This is a genomic window from Candidatus Alistipes pullistercoris, from assembly GCF_027665465.1.
GTDB classification, from domain to species: Bacteria; Bacteroidota; Bacteroidia; order Bacteroidales; family Rikenellaceae; genus Alistipes_A; species Alistipes_A hominis.
The window spans coordinates 71563-91449 of the sequence record NZ_JAQDED010000006.1 but is presented as its reverse complement, the minus strand read 5'-3'; the positions used below and the strand labels follow the sequence as shown (position 1 = coordinate 91449).

The window sequence follows — 19887 nt, the reverse complement described above, 5'->3', positions numbered from 1 at the left end:
ATGGGAGGGTTCGGAGAACTTCAACGACGTCTGCGCGCCGGCAGCGGCTACAAATGGTGGGTGCTGGGCCTGGTTATGCTCGGTACCTTCATGGCGGTACTCGACGTGACGGTCGTCAACGTCGGCATTCCGACCATCATGTCCGCATTTCATATCGGCATTTCGTCGGCCGAGTGGATCGTGACCGCGTATATGATTACGATGACCATCATGCTGCCTTCGTCGGGGTGGATTGCCGACCGGTTCGGCAACAAGCGTTTCTATATCGTCGGACTGGCGCTGTTCACGCTCGGTTCGGGATTGTGCGCGCAGGCCGACAGCGACGCTTTCCTGATCGGGGCTCGTGCGTTGCAGGGAGTCGGCAGCGGGATCATCCAGTCGCTCGGACTGGCTATCGTGACCCGCGAGTTTCCGCCGCAACAACGGGGATTGGCGCTCGGCCTGTGGGCCGTGGCCGCGGCCGCGTCCATTTCGTTCGGGCCGCTGATCGGCGGCTACCTGGTGGACGATTTCAGTTGGCACTTGATCTTCGACGTCAACGTCCCGATCGGCATCCTGGCGATCGCGCTGTCGGCGGTCGTTCAGAAAGAGTGGAAAAGCCCGGTGCGGGGACGGTTCGACTGGGCGGGCTTCGTCAGCATCGCGTTGTTCATGCCGCTTTCGGTCTACGGGCTCGCCAAAGGGAATTCCCCATCCAACCCGGACGGATGGGCTTCGCCGCAGGTGATCGGCTGTTTCGTCGCTGCGGCCGTCGCGCTGGCCGTATTTATCGCGGTGGAATTGCGGCATCCGCACCCGCTCCTGAATATCCGGCTGCTCGGCGACCGGCATTTCGGGGTCGCGATGACGGTGCTTTTCATCTTCGGCATCGGTATGCTGGGCGGCACTTACCTGTTGCCGTTGTACATGCAGAAGGGGTTGGGATATACGGCGATCATGGCCGGCAGCGTTTTCCTGCCGGTCGGGCTGATCCAGGGAATCCTGTCGACCCTGTCGGGATTTCTGACCCGCTACTTGAAAATCCTGCCGTTGGTTTTCGCCGGCGTGCTGGTCATGTCGCTCAGTTTCTACCTGGCCAGCCGTTTCACGATCCATACGACCCACGGAAGCATCATGTGGGTGCTCTATCTGCGCGGGTTCGGCATGGGACTGACCTTCGCGCCGCTGAACCTTTTTTCGCTGAAAAATCTGTCGCTGAAAGATATGGCCGCCGCATCCGGAATCGCCAACAGCGTCAAACAGCTTTCCGGGAGTATCGGGATCGCGATGCTGACGGCGATCATGACCTCCCGGACATCCTATCACGCCGCGCGGGAGTCGTTGTCGTCTGCCGAAACTTTCGTCGGGGGGATTACCGACGATTTCGGCGTCGTATGCCTGATTACGCTCGCATCGCTGCTGCCGTTCCTGCTGATGCTCGTAAAGCGGAGAACGGGCCGAACGGGGACGGACGTTTCGAAGTAGAGACGCTATCGGCATCGGAAAAAGAAAACCCTGCGAAAGCAGGGTTTTCGATGACGGGAAGGTTTTTAAACCGATTGTTTTTTCAGTATCTTATAACTCAGCGCGCCCGACGGGCATTTCCGGATTTGCTCCTTGAGCTGTTCCGTCGTGGCGTTCTCGGGTCTTATCCACGGCTTTTCTTGCGGGTGGTAGACTTCCGGAAGCGTTTTTACGCAGATTCCGGCGTGCCGGCAGCGCGCCGGTTGCCAGAAAACGGTGATTTCACCGTTCGAATACTCGATCGTGTTTTTCATAGTCCGGTGTTTTATGCGATGTTGACTCCTTCCATGACGAGGCGTTTCCATTCCGGATGCTTCTGGACGTATCCCGCGACGAAGGGGCACAGCGGCACCAGGCGCAACTGCTGTCGCTCGATGTCTTCCAGCGCCAGCCTGACCAGGCTGCTGCCGACGCCCTTGCCTTCCAGTGCGGACGGGACTTCGGTGTGCGTCAGGTAAATCTCTCCGTTTTTCGTTTTGATGTATTCGATTCTCGGGATCAGGTCGCCGATGCGAAATTCGTACTGGTGCAGGGCGACATTGTCGATCAGTTTGTAATTTTCCATAATTTCTGTTTTTTTAAATCGCTTGTTCTGAATTACGGTTGATTCTGTTTGTCAGCGCAATTTGTTTGCCAAAAATTTTCCGATCGGTTTCCGGTTTTTGCGAAGGGGAAGCGGCACGCTCCGAGAAAACGAAAAATCCCCGCGGAAGATTCGCCGCGGGGATTTTTCGGATATGAACGAATCTCTATTTCTGTCTTGCTAGGCGCCACAGCACGTTGCCGTCGCGGGAAAGCACCAGCGAATCGGCGTTTAGCTTGTCGATCCGGAGGGTGTCGGTTCCCTCGATCGTCTGTCCGTTGCCGATGCTCTGGCTTTTGAGCAGCAGTTCGCCGTTTTCCAGGTTCCATTGCTGGAAAGCGAGGGTCGCCATGTTGATCGACGAGGCCGTGCCGTCCTGTTTCAGTTCGAAGCCCTGCACCTCGTCGGCGTTGATCGGGTTGGGTTCGATCCATTTGCCTTGGATGTAGTAGTACGGCGAGTGAGCGGTTACGACAAGTTCCGTCGCTTTCAGGATCCGGTTGCCGCCGACTTTTTCTCCGATGCAGGTTACCGTGACCGAATCGTCGACCAGTACGCCCGGCACTTTCGCCGGATCGGCATCCATCGTGCTGATGGCTACCGTGTCGCCCTGATCGGTGACTACCAGGATATCGTTCATTGAAGCGTCCGTTACGATGCCGTGTATGGATTGCGGCGTTTCCGGTGCGCAGGCCGTTAGTCCGGCGGCGATTGCCGTCAGAGTGCCGACAAGCAGATTCGATTTTTTCATGAGTTGATTTTTAGAATATTGAAAAACATACGTTTCGGTTGACCCGATAAATGTAAAAAATAAATTCCGAAAAACCGCGCCGTTTCTTTTGTTCTTGGCGGTTACGGTTTCCGTGTCCGCAACGGATTATCCGTTGCGAACGGTTTTTGCAGGCGCCGTCTCCGGTTATCTTTTTCCCGGATGCCGTGCGGCGAGTTCCTTGCGGGCCTGTTCGAGCGCCAGGTCGATGTGGCTGCAGATATTTTCTTTCCCGATCAGGTCGTAGAACCGGGCCTGTTCGAGCGTGCGGTGGACGGTCGGGTTTACGCCGGAGAGGATGATCTGTACGCCTTCCCGTTTCGACATCCGGCACAGGTTGGTCAGGTTATGAATCCCCGTCGAGTCGATGAACGGGACTTTCCGCATCCGGATAATGCGGATCTGCGGGTGGTTGCCGAGCGCGACCATCTGTTCTTCGAATTTGTTGGCGATTCCGAAAAAGAAGGGCCCGTCGATCTCGTAAACTTCGACTCCTTCCGGGATGACGAGGTGTTCCGCGCCCAGCGAGATGCCGGCGTCGGCGTTCGGATCGATCTCGTCTTTCAGTACGGAGATGTTCGTCGTTTCGGCCACGCGGCGCATGAACAGCAGGCAGGCGATCACCAGTCCGACCTCGATGGCGACGGTCAGGTCGAACAGGACGGTCAGCAGGAACGTGACCAGCAGCACGGCTACGTCCGCTTTCGGGTTCGACATCAGCGCCCTGAACGTTCGCCATTCGCTCATGTTGTAGGCGACGATCACCAGGACTCCGGCCAGGCAGGCCATCGGGATGTGCCGGGTCAGCGGGCCGAGACACAGCAAGATCAGCAGCAATACCGCGGCGTGGATCAGTCCCGCGACCGGCGTTTTTCCGCCGTTGTTGATGTTGGTCATCGTGCGGGCGATGGCTCCGGTTGCCGGAATACCGCCGAAAAGCGGCGTGACGATGTTGGCGGCGCCCTGTGCGATCAGCTCTTGATTCGAATCGTGTTTGTCTCCGGTTACGCCGTCGGCGACGGTGGCCGACAGCAGCGACTCGATCGCGCCGAGTACGGCGATGGTGACGGCCGCCGGGAACAGGCCTTTGATTACGTCCCAGCTCATGTCGGGTACGGCGACTCCCGGAAGCGATGCGCTGATCTGGAAACGGTCGCCGATCGTTTCGATCGAGGTGACTCCGGCGTACCGTCTGAGCAGGTAAGTAAGAAGCGTCATTGCGAAGATGGCGACCAGCGAACCGGGAATTTTTTTCGAGATGCGAGGCCATAGGGCGATGATGGCGATGCTGCCTATTCCGACGACGACCGAAAGCGGGTCGGCCGTGCCGATATTTTCGAAATAGCACTGCCATTTGGGTAGGAAATCGGCCGGGACGGAGTCCGCGCTCAGTCCGAGCAGGTCTTTGATCTGCGTGGTGAAGATCGTAACCGCGATGCCGCTGGTGAATCCGACGACGATCGGGTAGGGGATGAATTTGATGACCGTGCCCAGCTTGAAGACGCCGAGCATGACCAGGATCGCGCCGGCCATGATCGTCGCTACGATCAGTCCGGTTTCGCCGTAACGGGCGATGATACCGTAGACGATCACGATAAAGGCTCCGGTGGGGCCGCCGATCTGTACTTTGCTGCCGCCCAGCAGCGAGATGACGAACCCGGCGATGATGGCCGTGATAATCCCTTTTTCGGGAGAGACGCCCGACGCGATGCCGAATGCGATAGCCAGCGGCAGCGCGACGATGCCGACGATGATGCCGGCCATTAGGTCGGCGGTAAAAGTCTCTTTCGAGTAACCTTTCAGCGAACTGAAAAGTTTCGGACGGAACGTAAATGTTTTCATCGACCCGAATCGATTGATTGATTTTGGTTTGAAAAATGTGCAAAAGTAACTAAAATTAACCATTATTCCCGCGAATCTTATTATTTTGTGAAGAAGAAGACCGGCGTTGTGTCTGGCTTTCGGATAGGGAGGATGATTGTAAAAGGTTTGTTATGAGGCTTATATGTGTGTCCGGACGGTGTCGTTTCTTGTTCGCGGTTCTTTTGTGCCTGGCATTCGTCGGCCCGGTGCGATTGAAGCCCGGATACGAAAACGCCCGCGAAAATTCTGAGATTTTCGCGGGCGTTTTATTTCAGGGAGTTGCGCGTATACTAATATTCGGTCGTGTATCCGCCGTACGAGATCTTGATTTTCGGGAAGCAGGTGTTCAACTGGTCTCCTCCCATCACTTCGGCGGTCGTGTAGTTGCTCATCATTTCGTCGTCGTTGGCGAGGCTGATCGTCATCAGTCCGTTGCCTACCGGGGCCGAAGCCGAGCAAGCCGGATTGAATTGGAACGGCTTCGGCGTCGAAACGTTCAACTGATCGGCCGGCAGGTACATCGTTTTACCGTTCAATACGCTGGTCGATACGGTGAAAATCGAGTTCCGGACGTCCGTTAACTTCTGGGTTCCTGTCTCTTGTTTGATCGTGTAAGAAGCGGTCCAGTCGGATTCGAATTCGATTTCGGAACCGTCCGAACCCTCTACGATACCCGCGTCGGGCAGTACCGAGACGAGTTGCTGGATGCTTACCTGCCATGTATTATCGCCCGAGTTCGTGACCGAATAGGTGCCCGAAGAGGTGTAGATCGCTTTGCTGTCGCTGAACATGGCGTAAGAGTCCGAAAGGTAGATGTCCCAGCGCGCACCCGCTTCTGCCAGCGAGCCGTAACCGTTTGTCGAGATGGTGATCGTTCCTTTTCGGGGATAGTCGCCGGAGATCGAACCGCTGTTGAAAACCAGCTTGTAGTTGGCGCGGGTTTCGTCGTAAGAGATGACGGTTCCCGTGCTGAACATTTTTTGCCGGATCTCGCCCGGCGCAGCGTTGAAGTCCCCGTCTCCTTCGGCGATCAGGATGTTCAGCCTGAAAGCGACGTTGAACGGGTCGAGCGCTACGAGGGTTTGTTTGGCCGCCGACGAGTAGATGATGTAACCGGTGCTGGTCATGTCGCGTTCGAATTTATCGTTTTTCAGGCAGGAAGAGAATGCCGCGACGCATCCCAGGAGTAAAAGAAGTCTTTTCATGTGCTTTTAACGTAGTTTTATGTTCATTTTCAAAATTACATAACGTATTCTAACAAGATGTTATTGTTTCTCTAAAAGTTGCACGACGCGTTTGCGAATTTTATCCGGGCGCTATGCTGCGGCGGGGGTTCCGCAGGCGGACGAACAGGCGGATGATCCATACCGTGCAGATCGCCAGTATGATACGGGGCACAAGCAGCCAGAAAAGCCCTACCCCGATCGAGTAGAAGATAGCGGTATCTTCCAGCAGGCTGTGCGAGATGGCGACGTGCGCGTTCAGCAGCCGCGAATCTTCCCTGCTGATCGCGCCGCGCCGGATTTCGTCGACGAGAGCCGCGCCGCCGTAGGTCAGTCCCACGACGTTGCTGATGATCCACAGGAACGAAGTCGAGCGGGGCAGTCCGAACACGGCCATCAGCGGTTGCAGCGGGACGGTCAGTAGGTCGAGCAGCCGGAACTCCTGCAGGATGCGTTGGAGGATGTTCAGCGAGACGATGATGATCCCGATTTTCAGCGACAGCGGCAGGATGGTTTTCAGCCACAACAGTCCCGCTTCTGCCCAGGTTTCGGGAGATACTCCGGCCGGGGGCAGAAACAACCTGCCCGTCATGTGTTTGGGCAGAATCAGGTTCATCAGGGCCGCGGCGATGAAAGCCATGCCGATCCGCAGCAGGGTCATCTTCAATCCGGAGGCTCCCGTTTTGTGCTGGATGGCCGATTCGATGATCAGGCAGTGGCAGACCAATGCCATGACCGCCAGGATGACTACGCTCCGGTAATCGAAGCCGAGCGTGGCGATGACGGCCACCGCGGCGTAGTTGTTCGACAGTGCGGCGGTCAGGAATACGAGTCCGCTGTCGCCGGGCAGTCCGACCAGTCCGAACAGCGGGGCGATCCATTCCGAGATCCGGCCGATTACGCCGAGGTGCTCCAGTATCGAGATGGCCAGCGTGATCGGGACGACCATTTTGATTACCCATACGGCTGTCCGCCAGGCGGGTCGCATGGCTTCGCTTACGGCGCGCAGCAGGCGGATTCGGAATGAGTTTTGTTCCATGACTTTGGGGGGCGGCCATTCGCCGGCCAGCAGACAAAGCTACGACATAATTTGTGAATAATAAAAAGGATTGCGTACTTTTGGAGCGGTTCCGTCCGTTCTGGTAAATGCCGGGCATTTGTCCGGTTCGAATGATAAAGCATACGAGATTGCATGGAAGGTAAATCCTATCGGAAATTGACGGAGGCCGAAATCTCCGTTTTGTCGGCCCAGGGGTGTACGTCGGAGAGTTGGGAGCTGGTCGAAGTGGCGGACGGGTTTCGGCCCGAATTCGTTCGTACAGTACATTTCAGCGGAAGCGTGCGGCTGGGAGGCAACGGTTCGGAGATCCCGTTGCCCGGCGGCGTGGTGCGCCGTTCCGGGGTTTACCGGGCCGCGTTGCACGACTGTACGGTCGGCGACGACGCGCTGATCTCCAATGTGGGCCGTTACGTCGCCAATTACGATATCGGCGACCGGGCGGTGATCGAGAATGTCGGCGAGATGATTTGCGACGGGGCAACGGCGTTCGGCAACGGCGTGGAAGTGGCGGCCGTCAACGAGGCGGGAGGGCGCGAAGTGCCGATATTCGACGGACTGACGGCGCAGATCGCCTATGTGATCGCGATGTACCGTCACCGTCCGCAGACGGTGCGGCGGATGAATGCGATGATCGCCGGTTATGCCGAACGGCGCGTTTCGCGGCGCGGGACGATCGGCGCGGACAGCCGGATCGTCAATACGCTGTCGCTGTTCAACGTAGCGGTCGGGGAGTCCGCCGTCGTGGACGGCGCGTCGTCCCTACGCAACGGGACGGTCAACAGCACGCCGCAGTCGCCGTCGACGGTGGGCGCTGGCGTGACGGCGTCCGATTTCATCCTGGCGTGTTCGGCGCGGGTCGATACGGGTTCGATGCTGCGCCGTTGTTTCGTCGGCGAAGGGGTTGTGATCGAGAACGGTTTTTCGGCCGAGAATTCGCTGTTTTTCGCCAACAGCCATTGTAATCACGGCGAAGCGTGCGCGGTGTTCGCCGGGCCTTATACGGTGTCGCATCACCGCGCGACGCTGCTGATCGCCGGGTATTTTTCGTTTTTCAACGCCGGCAGCGGGGCCAATCAGAGCAACCACATGTATAAGTCCGGGCCGGTGCATCAGGGCGTGCATCTGCGCGGGTGTAAGTTCGGCAGCGACGCCTATGTGCTGCTGCCGGCCAGCACCGGCGTTTTTACGATTGTGACCGGACGACACTACAATCATCACGATACCGAAAAAATGCCGTTTTCGTACCTGCTCGAAGAGGCGGACGACTCGATTCTGTTGCCGGGGGTCAATCTGCGCAGCTACGGTACTGCGCGGGATATCGGGAAATGGCCGTCGCGCGACCGGCGGCGGGGCGTGGCGCACGACATCATCCGTTACGAGCTGATGAATCCCTACACTGCGGGCCGGGTGCTCGACGCGATCGGCGAGTGCCGCGCGCTGATGGAGAGGTATCCGACCGCTGAAGTGGTGACGTGGAATCGGGTGAAGATCAAGATGCATTCGCTGAAGAAGGGACTGATGCTCTATACTCAGGCGTTGCGCGGCTATCTCGGCGAACTGTTTGCCGAAGGGGGCGACGTGCCGCCCGATCCGTCGATGCGGGAATGGATTGATTTGGCGGGGATGATTGCGCCGAAAAGCCGGATCGAAGCGCTGCTCGACCGGGTTGATGCCGGAGCGGTGGCCGATACGGACGCTTTCGTCGGGGAACTGGAAAGTATCGACCGGGATTACGGATCGAACGAGCGGCGGTGGGCGTTGTATGCGCTGGCCGTTTTCCTCGATAAGTCGGAAGACCGGATCACGCCGGACGACATCGCGTCGCTGGTCGAACAGGGCGCCAGGGACCGCGCTGCGCTCGCTGCGGCCATCGCACAGGATGCGGGTCGCGATTTCGCCCCGGCCATGTCGGTCGGCTACGGGATCGACGACGGGGAGCGCCGGGCCGAAGATTTCCGGGCCGTGCGCGGCGAACCGAAAGTATAGTTCCGAAAAAATACCTATCTTTGCCGGTAACGGGCCAAATCCGGAAATTTTTTACGAAGCATATGAGTATAGTAGCGATAGTAGGTCGTCCCAACGTCGGGAAAAGCACCCTTTTCAACCGCTTGGTCGGGATGCGCAAAGCGATCGTCAACGATTCGGCGGGCACCACGCGCGACCGGCATTACGGTACGACCGACTGGTGCGGCCGCGAGTTTTCCGTAATCGACACCGGCGGGTATGCCATGGGGGGAGAGGATATTTTCGAGGCCGAGATCCGCAAGCAGGTGGTGTTGGCGATCGAGGAGGCCGACGTAATCCTGTTTCTCGTGGAGGTGTCTACCGGGATTACCGACCTGGATATGGTGATGGCCGACCTGCTTCGGCGCTCTTCGAAAAAAGTGATCCTCGTGGTCAACAAGATCGACAACAACGACCAGATATACTCCTCGCACGAGTTCTACGCGTTGGGACTCGGCGACCCGTACTGCATTTCGGCGATGAGCGGCAGCGGAACCGGCGAAGTGATGGATGCGGTGATCGCGGCGCTGCCCGAGGATGCCGGGGCGGAGCAGGCGGACGACCTGCCGAAGTTTGCCGTGATCGGGCGTCCGAACGTTGGCAAGTCGTCGCTGACGAATGCCCTGCTCGACACCGAGCGCAACATCGTGACGCCGGTCGCCGGGACGACCCGCGATTCGATCTTGTCGCGCTACAACAAGTTCGGTATGGATTTTTACCTGATCGACACGGCCGGGCTGCGCAAAAAGGCGAAGGTGACCGAAGATCTCGAATTCTACTCGGTGCTGCGTTCGATCCGTTCGATCGAATCGTCCGACGTCTGCATTTTGATGCTCGACGCGACGGCCGGTATCGAGGCGCAGGATCTGAATATTTTCAACCTGGTCGTCCGTAACAAGAAGGGGTGCGTGATCGTGGTCAACAAGTGGGACCTGATCGAGAAGGAGAGCAACACGATGAAGGAGTTCGCCGAAGCGATCCGCCGGCGGATCGCCCCGTTCAGCGACGTGCCGATCGTCTTCACGTCGGTGCCGAACAAACAGCGTATCCTCGACGTGCTGCAAACGGCCATGCGGGTTTACTATTCGCGGATACGCAAGATCCCGACCTCGGCGCTGAACGAATACCTGCTGCCGATTATCGAGGAGACGCCGCCGCCGTCTACCAAAGGGAAATATATCCGGATCAAATACGTTACGCAGTTGGCGTCGCCCACGCCGTCGTTTGCGTTTTTCGTCAACCTGCCTCAGTACATCAAAGAGGGGTACCGCCGTTTTCTGGAGAATAAGATCCGCGAACGATGGGACTTCGAGGGAGTGCCGATCCAGATCTTTTTCCGCCAGAAATAAAGCGGGCATTTTCACCAATGATACCGTTCGCATTCATGAAAAAATCAGTTTGCTTGTTGGCAGTTTGCTGCGCGGCCTGTTCGCTGGCCGCCCAGGTGCCTGTATGGAACAATCCGTCGGTCGGCGGCGAAGGCAAAGCCGATTCGCGCCCCGAGTTTATCAGTTATCCGACCCGTGAAGCGGGCGAGACCGGCGATCCGGCCAATGCGCCGCACTACGTGTCGCTCGCCGGCAAGTGGCGGGCGATTGTTTCGACTACGCGGCAGGGCGGCGAGCCCGGTTTCTACAAACCCGCCTTTACATCGACGGCCTGGCAGGAGGTCGACGTACCCAACACGTCGGTCGTGCAGGGGCTTTCCCCGCTGGAGGCGCTGACGCCGCCGCAGCTGCCGGCCGAGATTCCGCTGGTGCAGTACCGGGCGGTAATCGACGTGCCGTACCTGTGGCTCGACCGGGATATGTTCATCCATGTGGAAGGGGTCGGCGGAGCCTATACGGTGTATGTCAACGACCGGCGCATCGGATACAGCGACGACAGCCGTACGCCGACCGAATTTCCGATCTCGGAAGCCGTTACCGACGGGGTGAACACGATCGGGATCGAAGTTTACGGTTATTCGACCGGCAACTGGATGGAGACGCTGCTGCCGCAGTTGCAACCCGGGAGTCTCGGCGGGGTGTACGTCTATTCGCAGCCCAAGCTGCGGATCGAGGATTTCGTGATCCGGACGCAGAGCGATACGACGAAAGTGCACGGCTGGGTCGATTTCGCCGTCGTGATGTCGAACTCGTACCGCAGCGCCGAGAAAATCACGTTCGGCTACGATATTTATTCGCCGACCGGCAAGCTGCTTACCTACAACCTGATCGATACGGAGATTCCCGGCAACAGCACCGATACGCTGGCCTGCCGCGAAGTGCTCGAAAATATCTGGAAAAGCACGGCCTGGTCGCCCGAACGGCCGAGCCTGTACAAGCTGATGCTCTACACCCGGCGGGACGGCCGGATCACCGAATACATTCCGTTGAAATTCGGGTTCAATCACGCGGAACTGCGCGACGGCGAACTGTGGATCAACGATAAGAAGGCCGAACTGTCGGCGGTCGATTACGATGCTGCGGCCGATGCCGCCGCGACCGAACGGCAGTTGAAGATACTGAAAAACCAGCGGGTAAATACGCTTTGCGTCAGCTACCCGCAGCCGCACTGGTTTTACGAATTGTGCGACCGGATCGGATTTTACGTGATCGACCAGGCCAACATCAACGCCGGGTTCAGGAAAGACGACCGGAACGTGGGCGGTTCGGTGGCTAACGATCCCGCTTTCCTGCCGCAGTTCATCGACCGGGTGGCGGGTATGCAGGGACGCAGTAAAAACTACACGTCGGTGATCGCCCTGTCGATGGGCGGAATGTCCGGCAACGGTTATAACATGTACAAGGCTTACCAGTGGCTCAAAGGGGCCGATTCGTTGCATCATGTCACCTACCGCGACGTGCAGGGCGAGTGGAACAGCGATTTTCCGTTCCCGCAAGTGCGGGATGCAAAAACCCTGCTGGATGCCGCACCGGCGCCGGCGGCCCGTTCCAAAACGGCCGTTAAACCCAAAAGCGCCGCTCGCCGATGAACATCGATTTGCTGGTGGTCGGCAAGACGGATTCCGCCGAAATACAGAGCCTTGTCGCGACGTACCTGAAACGGCTGAATTTTTATACCCGGGTGACGCTCGTCACGCTGCCCGACCTGAAAAATACGCGCAACATCTCGGCCGAAAGCCAGAAACGGCAGGAAGGCGAGCTGCTGATGCGGCAGTTCGCCGACGGCGATTACGTGGTGTTGCTGGACGAAAAGGGAGCCGAAATGCGATCGGTCGAGTTTTCGATGTGGTTGCAAAAGCGGATGAACAGCGGCGTCCGTCGGCTTTGTTTCGTGATCGGCGGCCCTTACGGTTTTTCGAAAACGGTCTACGACCGGGCCGACGAAAGCATATCGTTGTCGCGGATGACCTTTTCGCACCAGATCATCCGCGCGATTTTCGCCGAACAGCTTTACCGCGCTTTCACGATCATCCGCAACGAGCCTTATCATCACGAGTAGACGGGGATTCCGGAAGTGTCCGGACGGCGTGCCGGTTTCGACCGGGCTTATTTCTCCGCGGCTACGTACATTTGGCTGAAATTGATCGTCACTTTGCGGAATTGCCGGATAAAATCCATGCCGAGTACGCCGTCCCCGCTTTGTCCCGTACGGGAAGGGCCGTTTTCGGCTGTTTCCACAATCATGTTGTCGATTCCGATCTCCGAACCGCACGTCCGTAACGGAAATCCGGGCAGGCGGTAAACCGTTGCGGTGTACAGATCCATGCCGCCGACCAGCACGGTGTCCGGCGCGCCTTCTGTCTCTATCCTCTCTTTGTGTTTCCTATAATACGAAGGATACATGCCGCCCGTGGAGTTTCCCGTGTCGAAGAGCATCAGCAGCCGCTCGTCGCCCGACCAGGCTTCGAGGTAAGGGTCTCCTCCGTTCATCAATACGAGGTTCTTTTCCGGCAGAGGGGAGGGCGTGGGCGTGGCCGGGAAAACGGTTTTCTTCTTTTTCGGGTAGATCTGCACCTCTCCGACCGCTATCAGAAGGTCGCGTCCCAGGATCGCGTCTATGTATAGCAGCGTGTCTACTGCGGGATTCGGCGGAAGTACGGCGACCACGGGGTTTTTGTATACGATGTTCCCGACACAAAGGCTGTCGGCGATTGCGAGGCTCCCCAGGCGGGAGCCTATTCCGTCGATTCGGATCGAATCGCAGATCGTTCGCAGTCCGAGTTCGTCGGCCAGGCGTTGCGAAATTGCCGTCGTCCCGGTTCCTGTGTCGAGCGTGAACGGGTAAGTTTTGCCGTTGATTGCGACCGGAACGGACAAGTGGGCTCCTTCAGTACGGCCTTTGACGACGACGGGCCGAATCGCCAGCGGCAGCCGTACGTCGCGTTCGGGACGAACGATCTCCGGCGCCGGGGCGTCGCGCAGCCCGTTCAGGATTCTGGACATTTGCAGGTGCTCGGGGAATCGGGAGATATCCATCGTAGCCGACAGGTAGCGCAAAAAGCTGTCGAGATAGTCCGCCGCCGCCGCGTATTTCTTATTGAGCCGCATCGCTTCGCAGCGGAAAAGCACCATGTTCGGAATATTCGAGAAACTCATGTTTACCAGCAGGGGGCCCATCAGCGTGTCGAGTGCGCCCAGCGCCTGTCGGGGGCGGTTGAAAGAGCAGTCCAGTAAGGACTGCGTCATATACCGCAGACACGGATCCCGGATGCTGTCTTTTATTTCGGGAAATATTTTTTCGAGCGTAAGCCAATCCTGACGGTTGAACAGGTCGGCGACGTTCTCGTCCGGCGGTTGCGCCGAAACGAAAACGGACGAGGAAGCGATCGTCATCGCCAGGAGAAATTTCGGAAATTTCATGGTATTCGGCAGTTATTTACGGCAATTTAATGAATAAAACGGGAATAATCGTCCGGATGCCGAAATAAAAATCGCCGTCCGTTGGGACGGCGATTTTTGGGAAAACGGAATTTTTCGGTCGGATTACGCGGCAGCGCGGCCGATCGTCCGGAGACGGAAACGCGCTGCCGGTACGATCAAAAACGGTCGGTTATCGCAGCGTTTCGAGCGCTTTGTCGATACGGCGCAGGGTCTCTTCCTTGCCGATGATCTCGCAGATGTCGAGGATGCTCGGGCCGGAGCTCGTACCTACGATGGCCAGTCGGAACGAGTTCATCACCTGTCCCATCGGATATTCGTTTTGCGCGATCCATTCGAATACGATTTTTTCGGTGTTCTCTTTCGAGAAGTCGTCGATCCCTGCCAGCAGCGTCCGCAGTGCTGCGATCCGCGTCGGATTTTCGCCTTTCCAGAATTTGGCGGTCGATTTGGGGTCGTATTGCTCCGGCGCGACGAACATGAACGAGGTTAGATTCCAGAAATCGCTGACGAATGTCGCGCGCTGTTTGATCAGCGCGATCACCCGGGCCGTTTTGGCGGCCGGGGCGTCCACCCCTTTCGCCTTCAGGATCGGGGCGTACAGCGCGGCCAGTTCCGCATCGGATTTGGCGTGCAGGTACTGGGCGTTGAACCAGTGCGCTTTTTCCGGGTTGAACCGGGCGCCGCTCTTGCTGACGCGTTCGAGCGAGAAGGCGCCGATCAGTTCGTCCATCGAGAAGATCTCCTGGTCGGTTCCCGGATTCCAGCCCAGCAGTGCCAGCATGTTGACGAATGCTTCCGGAAAATACCCGTCTTCGCGGTAGCCGTGCGAGGTCTCGCCTTCGGGCGACGTCCATTGCAGCGGGAATACCGGGAATCCCATCTTGTCGCCGTCGCGCTTGCTCAGCTTGCCGCCGCCGGTAGGTTTCAGCAGCAGCGGCAGGTGGGCGAATTCGGGCTGCGTGTCGCTCCAGCCGAGCGCGCGGTACAGCAAGTAGTGCAACGGCAGCGACGGCAGCCACTCTTCGCCGCGAATCACATGCGAAATCTCCATCAGGTGATCGTCGACGATGTTGGCCAGGTGGTAGGTCGGCAGCGCATCGGCCGATTTGTAGAGCACCTTGTCGTCCAGCGTCGAAGTGTGTACCGTCACGTCGCCGCGAATCAGGTCGTGCATCCGCACCTCCTCGTTTTCGGGCATTTTGAAACGGATCACCCACTGGTCGCCCGCGGCGATGCGGCGTTTGACCTCTTCGTCCGACAGGGCCAGCGACGTGGCCAGCCGGGTGCGCACTTCGTAATTGTACGCGAACGTTTTGCCGGCTGCTTCGGCTTCCGCGCGGATCGCGTTCAGTTCGTCGGGCGTGTCGAAAGCGTAATAAGCGTCGCCCGATCCGACCAGTTGCAAGGCGTATTTCAGGTAGATCTCTTTGCGCTCGCTCTGGCGGTACGGGGCGTGAGGGCCTCCCTCGTTGATGCCTTCGTCGATCGTGATGCCGCACCATTTGAGCGACTCCATGATATAGCTCTCCGCTCCCGGTACGAATCGGTGCGAATCGGTGTCTTCGATGCGAAGGATAAAGTCGCCGCCGTGCTGGCGCGCGAAAAGGTAGTTGTACAGCGCCGTGCGGACGCCTCCCATATGCAGGGGGCCGGTAGGACTCGGCGCAAAACGGACTCTGACTTTTTTATTGCAAGACATATTTTTAGAAATTGTTTTTGCGGGATGACGATGTGGACGGCACATGCTGCGGTCTGTCGCGACGCGTGTCGCCGGCCGATTCCGGTTCGGCGTGGTTTACACGGTTTTACTCCGGATCGACCGCCTGCAAAGATAGGAAATCTATTCGAAAGAGTTTTGGATCGGGAGGGTTTTATTTGCTATGTCGTTGCAGGGAGGCCGGTTCGCCGGGGGGCGTTTCCGGGAAACGTACTTTTATCCCGGATGGCATAACTTTTATTTTTGTAAACTCTGAAAGTTTATTTTATACAACACATGTTTTCGTAGCGGATGCCGGGTATCGAGCAGCGGATGGTCGAATATTCCGATCCGTTGCATACCTGTCTTCTGCATGACTCGCTCCGACCGGCGGTTCTGGAGGGTCGTGAAAGCGTATATTTCCCGGAGACCGAGTCGTTTGTCCGCATATTCCAGGCAGGCGGCGGCCGCTTCGGTCGCATATCCGTTGCCCCATGCTTCGCGGATCAGCCTCCAGGCGATCTCGATTCCCGGAGTGAAGTCCGCTTCGAACGGAATCCGGTGGAGGCCGGTAAAGCCAAGGAACTTTCCGTCCGTTTTCCGTTCGACGGCATATGCTCCGTAACCGAAATCGGCGAGTTCGTTCCGGATGCGGAGGAAAAAAGCGGAAGATTCCTCGGCGGTCAGCGGTTTTACGAAATATTCCATGACTTTCGGGTCGGCGTTCATTTCGGTGAACGGGAGCAGATCGCTGTCCTGCCAGTCGCGCAGGATCAGCCGGGGCGTTTCGATGTATCGGGTTGTCATCGGGCGATGGATTTGCGACCGGTTATCGGTCCCAGCTATGCTTTTTCGCGCCGCCGGTACGGACGGCGACTTTTTTTGCCGGTTTTTTGTCGATAACGGGCAGAACGATCGCTTCCATGATTTTGTAGCACTCCGGATTGGGGTGTACGCCGTCGCCGCTGTATTTCTCCGGCAGGCCGTTCCGTCCGTCCTTCAGGGCGGAGTGGTAGTCTACATAAGAGATGCCGTTTTCCCGGGCGTACCGCTCGATCATTCCGTTCAACTCGATGATCCGGTCGGCCGCCGGAACTTCCTGTCGCCAGCCGAACCGGTAAGCGGGCAGTACGGAACAGAGGATCGGCCGGATTTTGTGGAGCTTGGCCAGTTCGCACATCGAGGCGATGTTGCCCAAGATATTTTCCAATGCGATGTAACCGTTGTTCTGGGCCAGGTCGTTCGTGCCCGCCATGATGACGACGGCTTCGGGCGACAGTCCGATGACGTCCTGCCGGAAGCGCACCAGCATTTCGGCGGAAGTCTGTCCGCTGATGCCGCGGCCGACGAAACGGTGTTCGGCGAAAAATACGGAATCCATCAGCGCCCAGTTGTCGGTAATCGAATTGCCCATGAAGACGGCTTTGACCGGATAGTCGATCCGCCGGTTCGCCGCTTCGTATTTTGCGAATTGCGCCCAGTCTCGTTGGGCGGAGACTCCCGACAGGCATAGGCTTGTCAGAAGGCAAAGGAAGATTTTTTTCACGGATGAAAAGGTTTTATTTTCGAATAAAGGTAATGGTTTTATCGGTTCCGTACAAAAAAAGCGGCGGCGCCTTTTTATTATTACATGGCGCCGCCGCTTTCGATTCGGTTTCGGAATTTATTTCTTTTTTTAAACGATATAAATAATTTTTTGTAAGAAATAAATCGGTTAAAGGACTCCCTGTGCGTAGGTCTTTACGTCTTCGAGCGTTATGTTGTTGTCGCACAGGATGATCAGTCGCTCGATCACGTTTCGGAGCTCCCGGATATTTCCGCTCCATTCCATCTGGGACAGTGCGGCGAGCGCATCTTTCTCGATGACTTTGGGTTTCTGGCCGTATTCGGCGCATATTTTCTCGACGAAGTGATGGGCCAGCGAAGGAATGTCCTCGCGGCGTTCGCGCAACGGCGGAACCGGAATGATGATCACGCTCAGCCGGTGGTAGAGGTCTTCCCGGAAATTGCCCATTTCGATTTCGTGCAACAGGTTTTTGTTGGTGGCCGCGACGACCCGCACGTTGACGGTGATGTCCTTGTCGCTTCCGACCCGGCTGATCCGGTTTTCCTGCAGGGCCCGCAATACTTTGGCCTGCGCCGAAAGGCTCATGTCGCCGATTTCGTCGAGGAAAAGCGTTCCTCCGTCGGCCTGTTCGAATTTGCCTTTGTGCTGTTTGTTGGCCGACGTGAACGACCCCTTCTCGTGCCCGAAAAGTTCGCTTTCGATCAACTCCGACGGAATGGCGGCGCAGTTGACTTCGATGAACGGTTGTCCGGCCCGCAGGCTCTGTTCGTGCAGCCGGTGGGCGACCAGCTCCTTGCCGGTTCCGTTGGCTCCGCTGATCAGTACCCGCGCATCGGACGGAGCTACTTTTTCGATCAGCCGTTTGACGGAAACCATTGCGCGCGAGGAACCGATCAGTTCCGTGGCGCCGCGGTTCGCACGCAATGCCGGAGCTGCTGACGATTTCCGGGCTACGGTCTCCGTAGAAGCCGCCGCGACGGTTGTGGCATGATTTTGGTTTTTAGGTTCGGTAGCCGATCGGATCGATTCGAGTAATTTATTCAGATTGATCGGTTTGAGTATGTAATCGTATGCTCCGTGACGCATCGAATTGACGACGGGTTCCGTCCCTTTTTGCGACGACAGCATGATAAAAGGCAGGCTTTTTCCGTTTGCCCGCAGGCTGTCGAGCAGGTCGAACGCTCCCGTGTCGGGAACATTGATGTCGCAAAGTACGATGTCATAGGTTGATTTTTCGGTTTTGTCGGCCGCCTCGCTGCCCGTTTCGGCGGTTTCGACGCGGAAGCCTTCATATTCGAGCCGTTCTTTCAACGTGTTGCGAATGCTCCGCTCGCTGTCTACTACCAATACGTTTGTCATAACTTTTTTATAAAATATTAAATACTAGGATGGGAGTGTTACTATATTTTCTGCTGCGTGGTTTTGGTTTTCTGGGAAAAACCATGTAGCTTTGTCCGAAAGTTAGTAAATACTCCCGTTTAAAAAAAACACGGCATTCCGGATCGACCGAAGCAGGATTCTGAGAATATCGACCGTAAAACACCATTTTTTCAGACTTTTTCTTAGATTTTTCGTTTTACAGCGTAGATCCTTGCGGGAACGGCTCGTCGTGGAGACCACAAAATTCTTTATGGATAAAAATTATAATTTCGAAAGGAAGAAACTCATGCTGCCCGAGTATGGTAGGCATGTGCATCAAATGGTTGATTATCTGATGTCTATACATGACCGAGATCTGCGTAACCAGCAGGCGCACGCGGTGATCGAGGTGATGGGAAACCTGAATCCGACTCTGCGCGATACGGCTGATTTCAAACATAAGTTGTGGGATCACCTGTTCATCATGTCCGATTTTAAGCTGGATGTCGATTCGCCCTATCCGATCCCGTCGGCTAAGATATTGAACCCCAGGCCGGATCATATGGCTTACCCGGGCGGGAAGATTGCCCGCAAGCACTACGGCAAAAATATAGAACGGACGCTCGCCGCTCTGAAAGCGATCGACGACGAGGAGGCGAAGACTTTGATAGTAAATAATATAGCGAAGTATATGCGGGCTAAGTCGTTCGAATACAACCAGGAACACCCGAGCAATGAGATCATCATGAAAGATATACGCTCGATGTCCGATAATGGGGTAACGATCGATGAAGTTGCATTAAATAATCTCCGAAACGACTATAAACAGCCCCGAATGAACAATCGTTCACGCAAGAATTTTCAGACGGGAAATCATTCCGCTGGGAAAACGAACGGTCATGCGGGCAACAATAAACAGGGAGGCAAACGCCGTACCGGAAAATCGCAATACGGAAAATAACCGGCCATGAACGACGGGAAAAACATATCCATTAAAAATAAGCGGGCGACTTACGATTACGAGATGCTCGACACCTATGTTGCGGGTATCGTTTTGTCGGGTACGGAGATCAAGTCGCTGCGGTTGGGAAAAGCTTCGCTGACCGACTGCTATTGTTATTTCAACGACCATGAATTGTTCGTCCGGGGGATGAACATTTCGGAATACCATTGGGGCAGCTACAACAATCACATGCCCAAACGCGACCGCAAATTGTTGCTGCAACGCCGAGAACTGGCCAAGTTGGAGCGCGCATTGCAGGACAAGGGGCTGACGATCGTAGGATTGAAGCTTTTTATCAACGACAAAGGGCTGGCAAAATTGCAGATCGGCTTGGGACGCGGTCGTAAGAGCTACGACAAGCGGGAGTACATCAAGGAGAAAGACGCTCGTCGGGAGTTGGAGCGCGTATTCCGGAAGTAATTCGTAAA

At 56.8% G+C, this 19887-nt stretch carries 18 protein-coding genes; 7 read left to right on the top strand and 11 right to left on the bottom strand.

Going from position 1 to position 19887, the window contains the following annotated elements; genetic code table 11:
• Nucleotides 1–1464 carry a DHA2 family efflux MFS transporter permease subunit gene (locus PGR91_RS09780; protein WP_101572145.1) on the top strand — a complete coding sequence of 488 codons (1464 nt, stop codon included), beginning with the start codon at nucleotides 1–3 and terminating at the stop codon, nucleotides 1462–1464.
• A gap of 65 nt (nucleotides 1465–1529) precedes the next feature.
• Here the strand turns inward: PGR91_RS09780 and PGR91_RS09775 are convergent, their stop codons facing one another.
• From PGR91_RS09775 to PGR91_RS09750, 6 genes are all read right to left on the bottom strand, one after another.
• Entirely contained in the window at nucleotides 1530–1757 is a 228-nt protein-coding gene (locus PGR91_RS09775; protein WP_118456926.1) for a (4Fe-4S)-binding protein, read from the bottom strand.
• An 11-nt stretch (nucleotides 1758–1768) separates the two neighbouring features.
• On the bottom strand, nucleotides 1769–2071 hold the full coding sequence (locus tag PGR91_RS09770; protein ID WP_182424055.1) for a GNAT family N-acetyltransferase: 303 nt from the start codon (nucleotides 2069–2071) through the stop codon (nucleotides 1769–1771).
• 181 nt (nucleotides 2072–2252) lie between these two features.
• Complete coding sequence (locus PGR91_RS09765; protein WP_409049066.1) at nucleotides 2253–2672, bottom strand: lipocalin family protein; 420 nt, start codon at nucleotides 2670–2672, stop codon at nucleotides 2253–2255.
• Between the two features lie 330 nt (nucleotides 2673–3002).
• On the bottom strand, nucleotides 3003–4697 hold the full coding sequence (locus tag PGR91_RS09760) for a SulP family inorganic anion transporter (protein WP_101572150.1): 1695 nt from the start codon (nucleotides 4695–4697) through the stop codon (nucleotides 3003–3005).
• A gap of 311 nt (nucleotides 4698–5008) precedes the next feature.
• Nucleotides 5009–5923 (bottom strand): hypothetical protein, encoded by a 915-nt coding sequence (locus PGR91_RS09755; protein ID WP_101572152.1) that lies wholly within the window; start codon nucleotides 5921–5923, stop codon nucleotides 5009–5011.
• Nucleotides 5924–6023: 100 nt separating this feature from the next.
• A complete protein-coding gene (locus tag PGR91_RS09750) occupies nucleotides 6024–6980 on the bottom strand; it encodes a nucleoside recognition domain-containing protein (protein ID WP_101572154.1) in 957 nt (318 codons plus the stop codon).
• A 153-nt stretch (nucleotides 6981–7133) separates the two neighbouring features.
• On the opposite strand from PGR91_RS09750, the gene PGR91_RS09745 reads away from it, so the two are divergent.
• The 4 genes from PGR91_RS09745 to rlmH all read left to right on the top strand — a co-directional run bounded on the left by PGR91_RS09745 (nucleotide 7134) and on the right by rlmH (nucleotide 12452).
• Entirely contained in the window at nucleotides 7134–8987 is a 1854-nt protein-coding gene (locus PGR91_RS09745) for a DUF4954 family protein (RefSeq protein ID WP_101572156.1), read from the top strand.
• 62 nt (nucleotides 8988–9049) lie between these two features.
• Nucleotides 9050–10354 (top strand): ribosome biogenesis GTPase Der, encoded by a 1305-nt coding sequence (gene der / locus PGR91_RS09740; protein ID WP_101572158.1) that lies wholly within the window; start codon nucleotides 9050–9052, stop codon nucleotides 10352–10354.
• A gap of 35 nt (nucleotides 10355–10389) precedes the next feature.
• Nucleotides 10390–11982 carry a glycoside hydrolase family 2 TIM barrel-domain containing protein gene (locus PGR91_RS09735; RefSeq protein ID WP_118456974.1) on the top strand — a complete coding sequence of 531 codons (1593 nt, stop codon included), beginning with the start codon at nucleotides 10390–10392 and terminating at the stop codon, nucleotides 11980–11982.
• Nucleotides 11979–12452 carry a 23S rRNA (pseudouridine(1915)-N(3))-methyltransferase RlmH gene (gene rlmH / locus PGR91_RS09730; protein WP_101572160.1) on the top strand — a complete coding sequence of 158 codons (474 nt, stop codon included), beginning with the start codon at nucleotides 11979–11981 and terminating at the stop codon, nucleotides 12450–12452. The genes PGR91_RS09735 and rlmH overlap by 4 nt, the downstream gene beginning before the upstream one ends.
• Nucleotides 12453–12499: 47 nt before the next feature.
• Here rlmH and PGR91_RS09725 read toward each other — a convergent pair whose 3' ends face one another.
• From PGR91_RS09725 to PGR91_RS09705, 5 genes are all read right to left on the bottom strand, one after another.
• Nucleotides 12500–13813, bottom strand: coding sequence for a retropepsin-like aspartic protease (locus tag PGR91_RS09725; protein WP_101572162.1), 1314 nt, complete (start codon nucleotides 13811–13813; stop codon nucleotides 12500–12502).
• A gap of 190 nt (nucleotides 13814–14003) precedes the next feature.
• Nucleotides 14004–15533, bottom strand: coding sequence for a glutamate--tRNA ligase (gene gltX / locus PGR91_RS09720; RefSeq protein ID WP_118656731.1), 1530 nt, complete (start codon nucleotides 15531–15533; stop codon nucleotides 14004–14006).
• A 255-nt stretch (nucleotides 15534–15788) separates the two neighbouring features.
• Nucleotides 15789–16337 carry a GNAT family N-acetyltransferase gene (locus tag PGR91_RS09715; RefSeq protein ID WP_118656733.1) on the bottom strand — a complete coding sequence of 183 codons (549 nt, stop codon included), beginning with the start codon at nucleotides 16335–16337 and terminating at the stop codon, nucleotides 15789–15791.
• A gap of 22 nt (nucleotides 16338–16359) precedes the next feature.
• Nucleotides 16360–17076 (bottom strand): GDSL-type esterase/lipase family protein, encoded by a 717-nt coding sequence (locus tag PGR91_RS09710; protein ID WP_259336734.1) that lies wholly within the window; start codon nucleotides 17074–17076, stop codon nucleotides 16360–16362.
• 168 nt (nucleotides 17077–17244) lie between these two features.
• A complete protein-coding gene (locus tag PGR91_RS09705) occupies nucleotides 17245–18456 on the bottom strand; it encodes a sigma-54-dependent transcriptional regulator (RefSeq protein WP_101572168.1) in 1212 nt (403 codons plus the stop codon).
• Nucleotides 18457–18727: 271 nt separating this feature from the next.
• On the opposite strand from PGR91_RS09705, the gene PGR91_RS09700 reads away from it, so the two are divergent.
• Together PGR91_RS09700 and smpB are read left to right on the top strand one after the other, a co-directional pair.
• Nucleotides 18728–19417: a DUF4290 domain-containing protein gene (locus tag PGR91_RS09700; RefSeq protein WP_101572170.1), complete on the top strand. Its 690-nt coding sequence runs from the start codon at nucleotides 18728–18730 to the stop codon at nucleotides 19415–19417.
• 6 nt (nucleotides 19418–19423) lie between these two features.
• Nucleotides 19424–19879: an SsrA-binding protein SmpB gene (gene smpB, locus PGR91_RS09695; protein WP_055205722.1), complete on the top strand. Its 456-nt coding sequence runs from the start codon at nucleotides 19424–19426 to the stop codon at nucleotides 19877–19879.
• Nucleotides 19880–19887 lie beyond the last annotated feature (8 nt).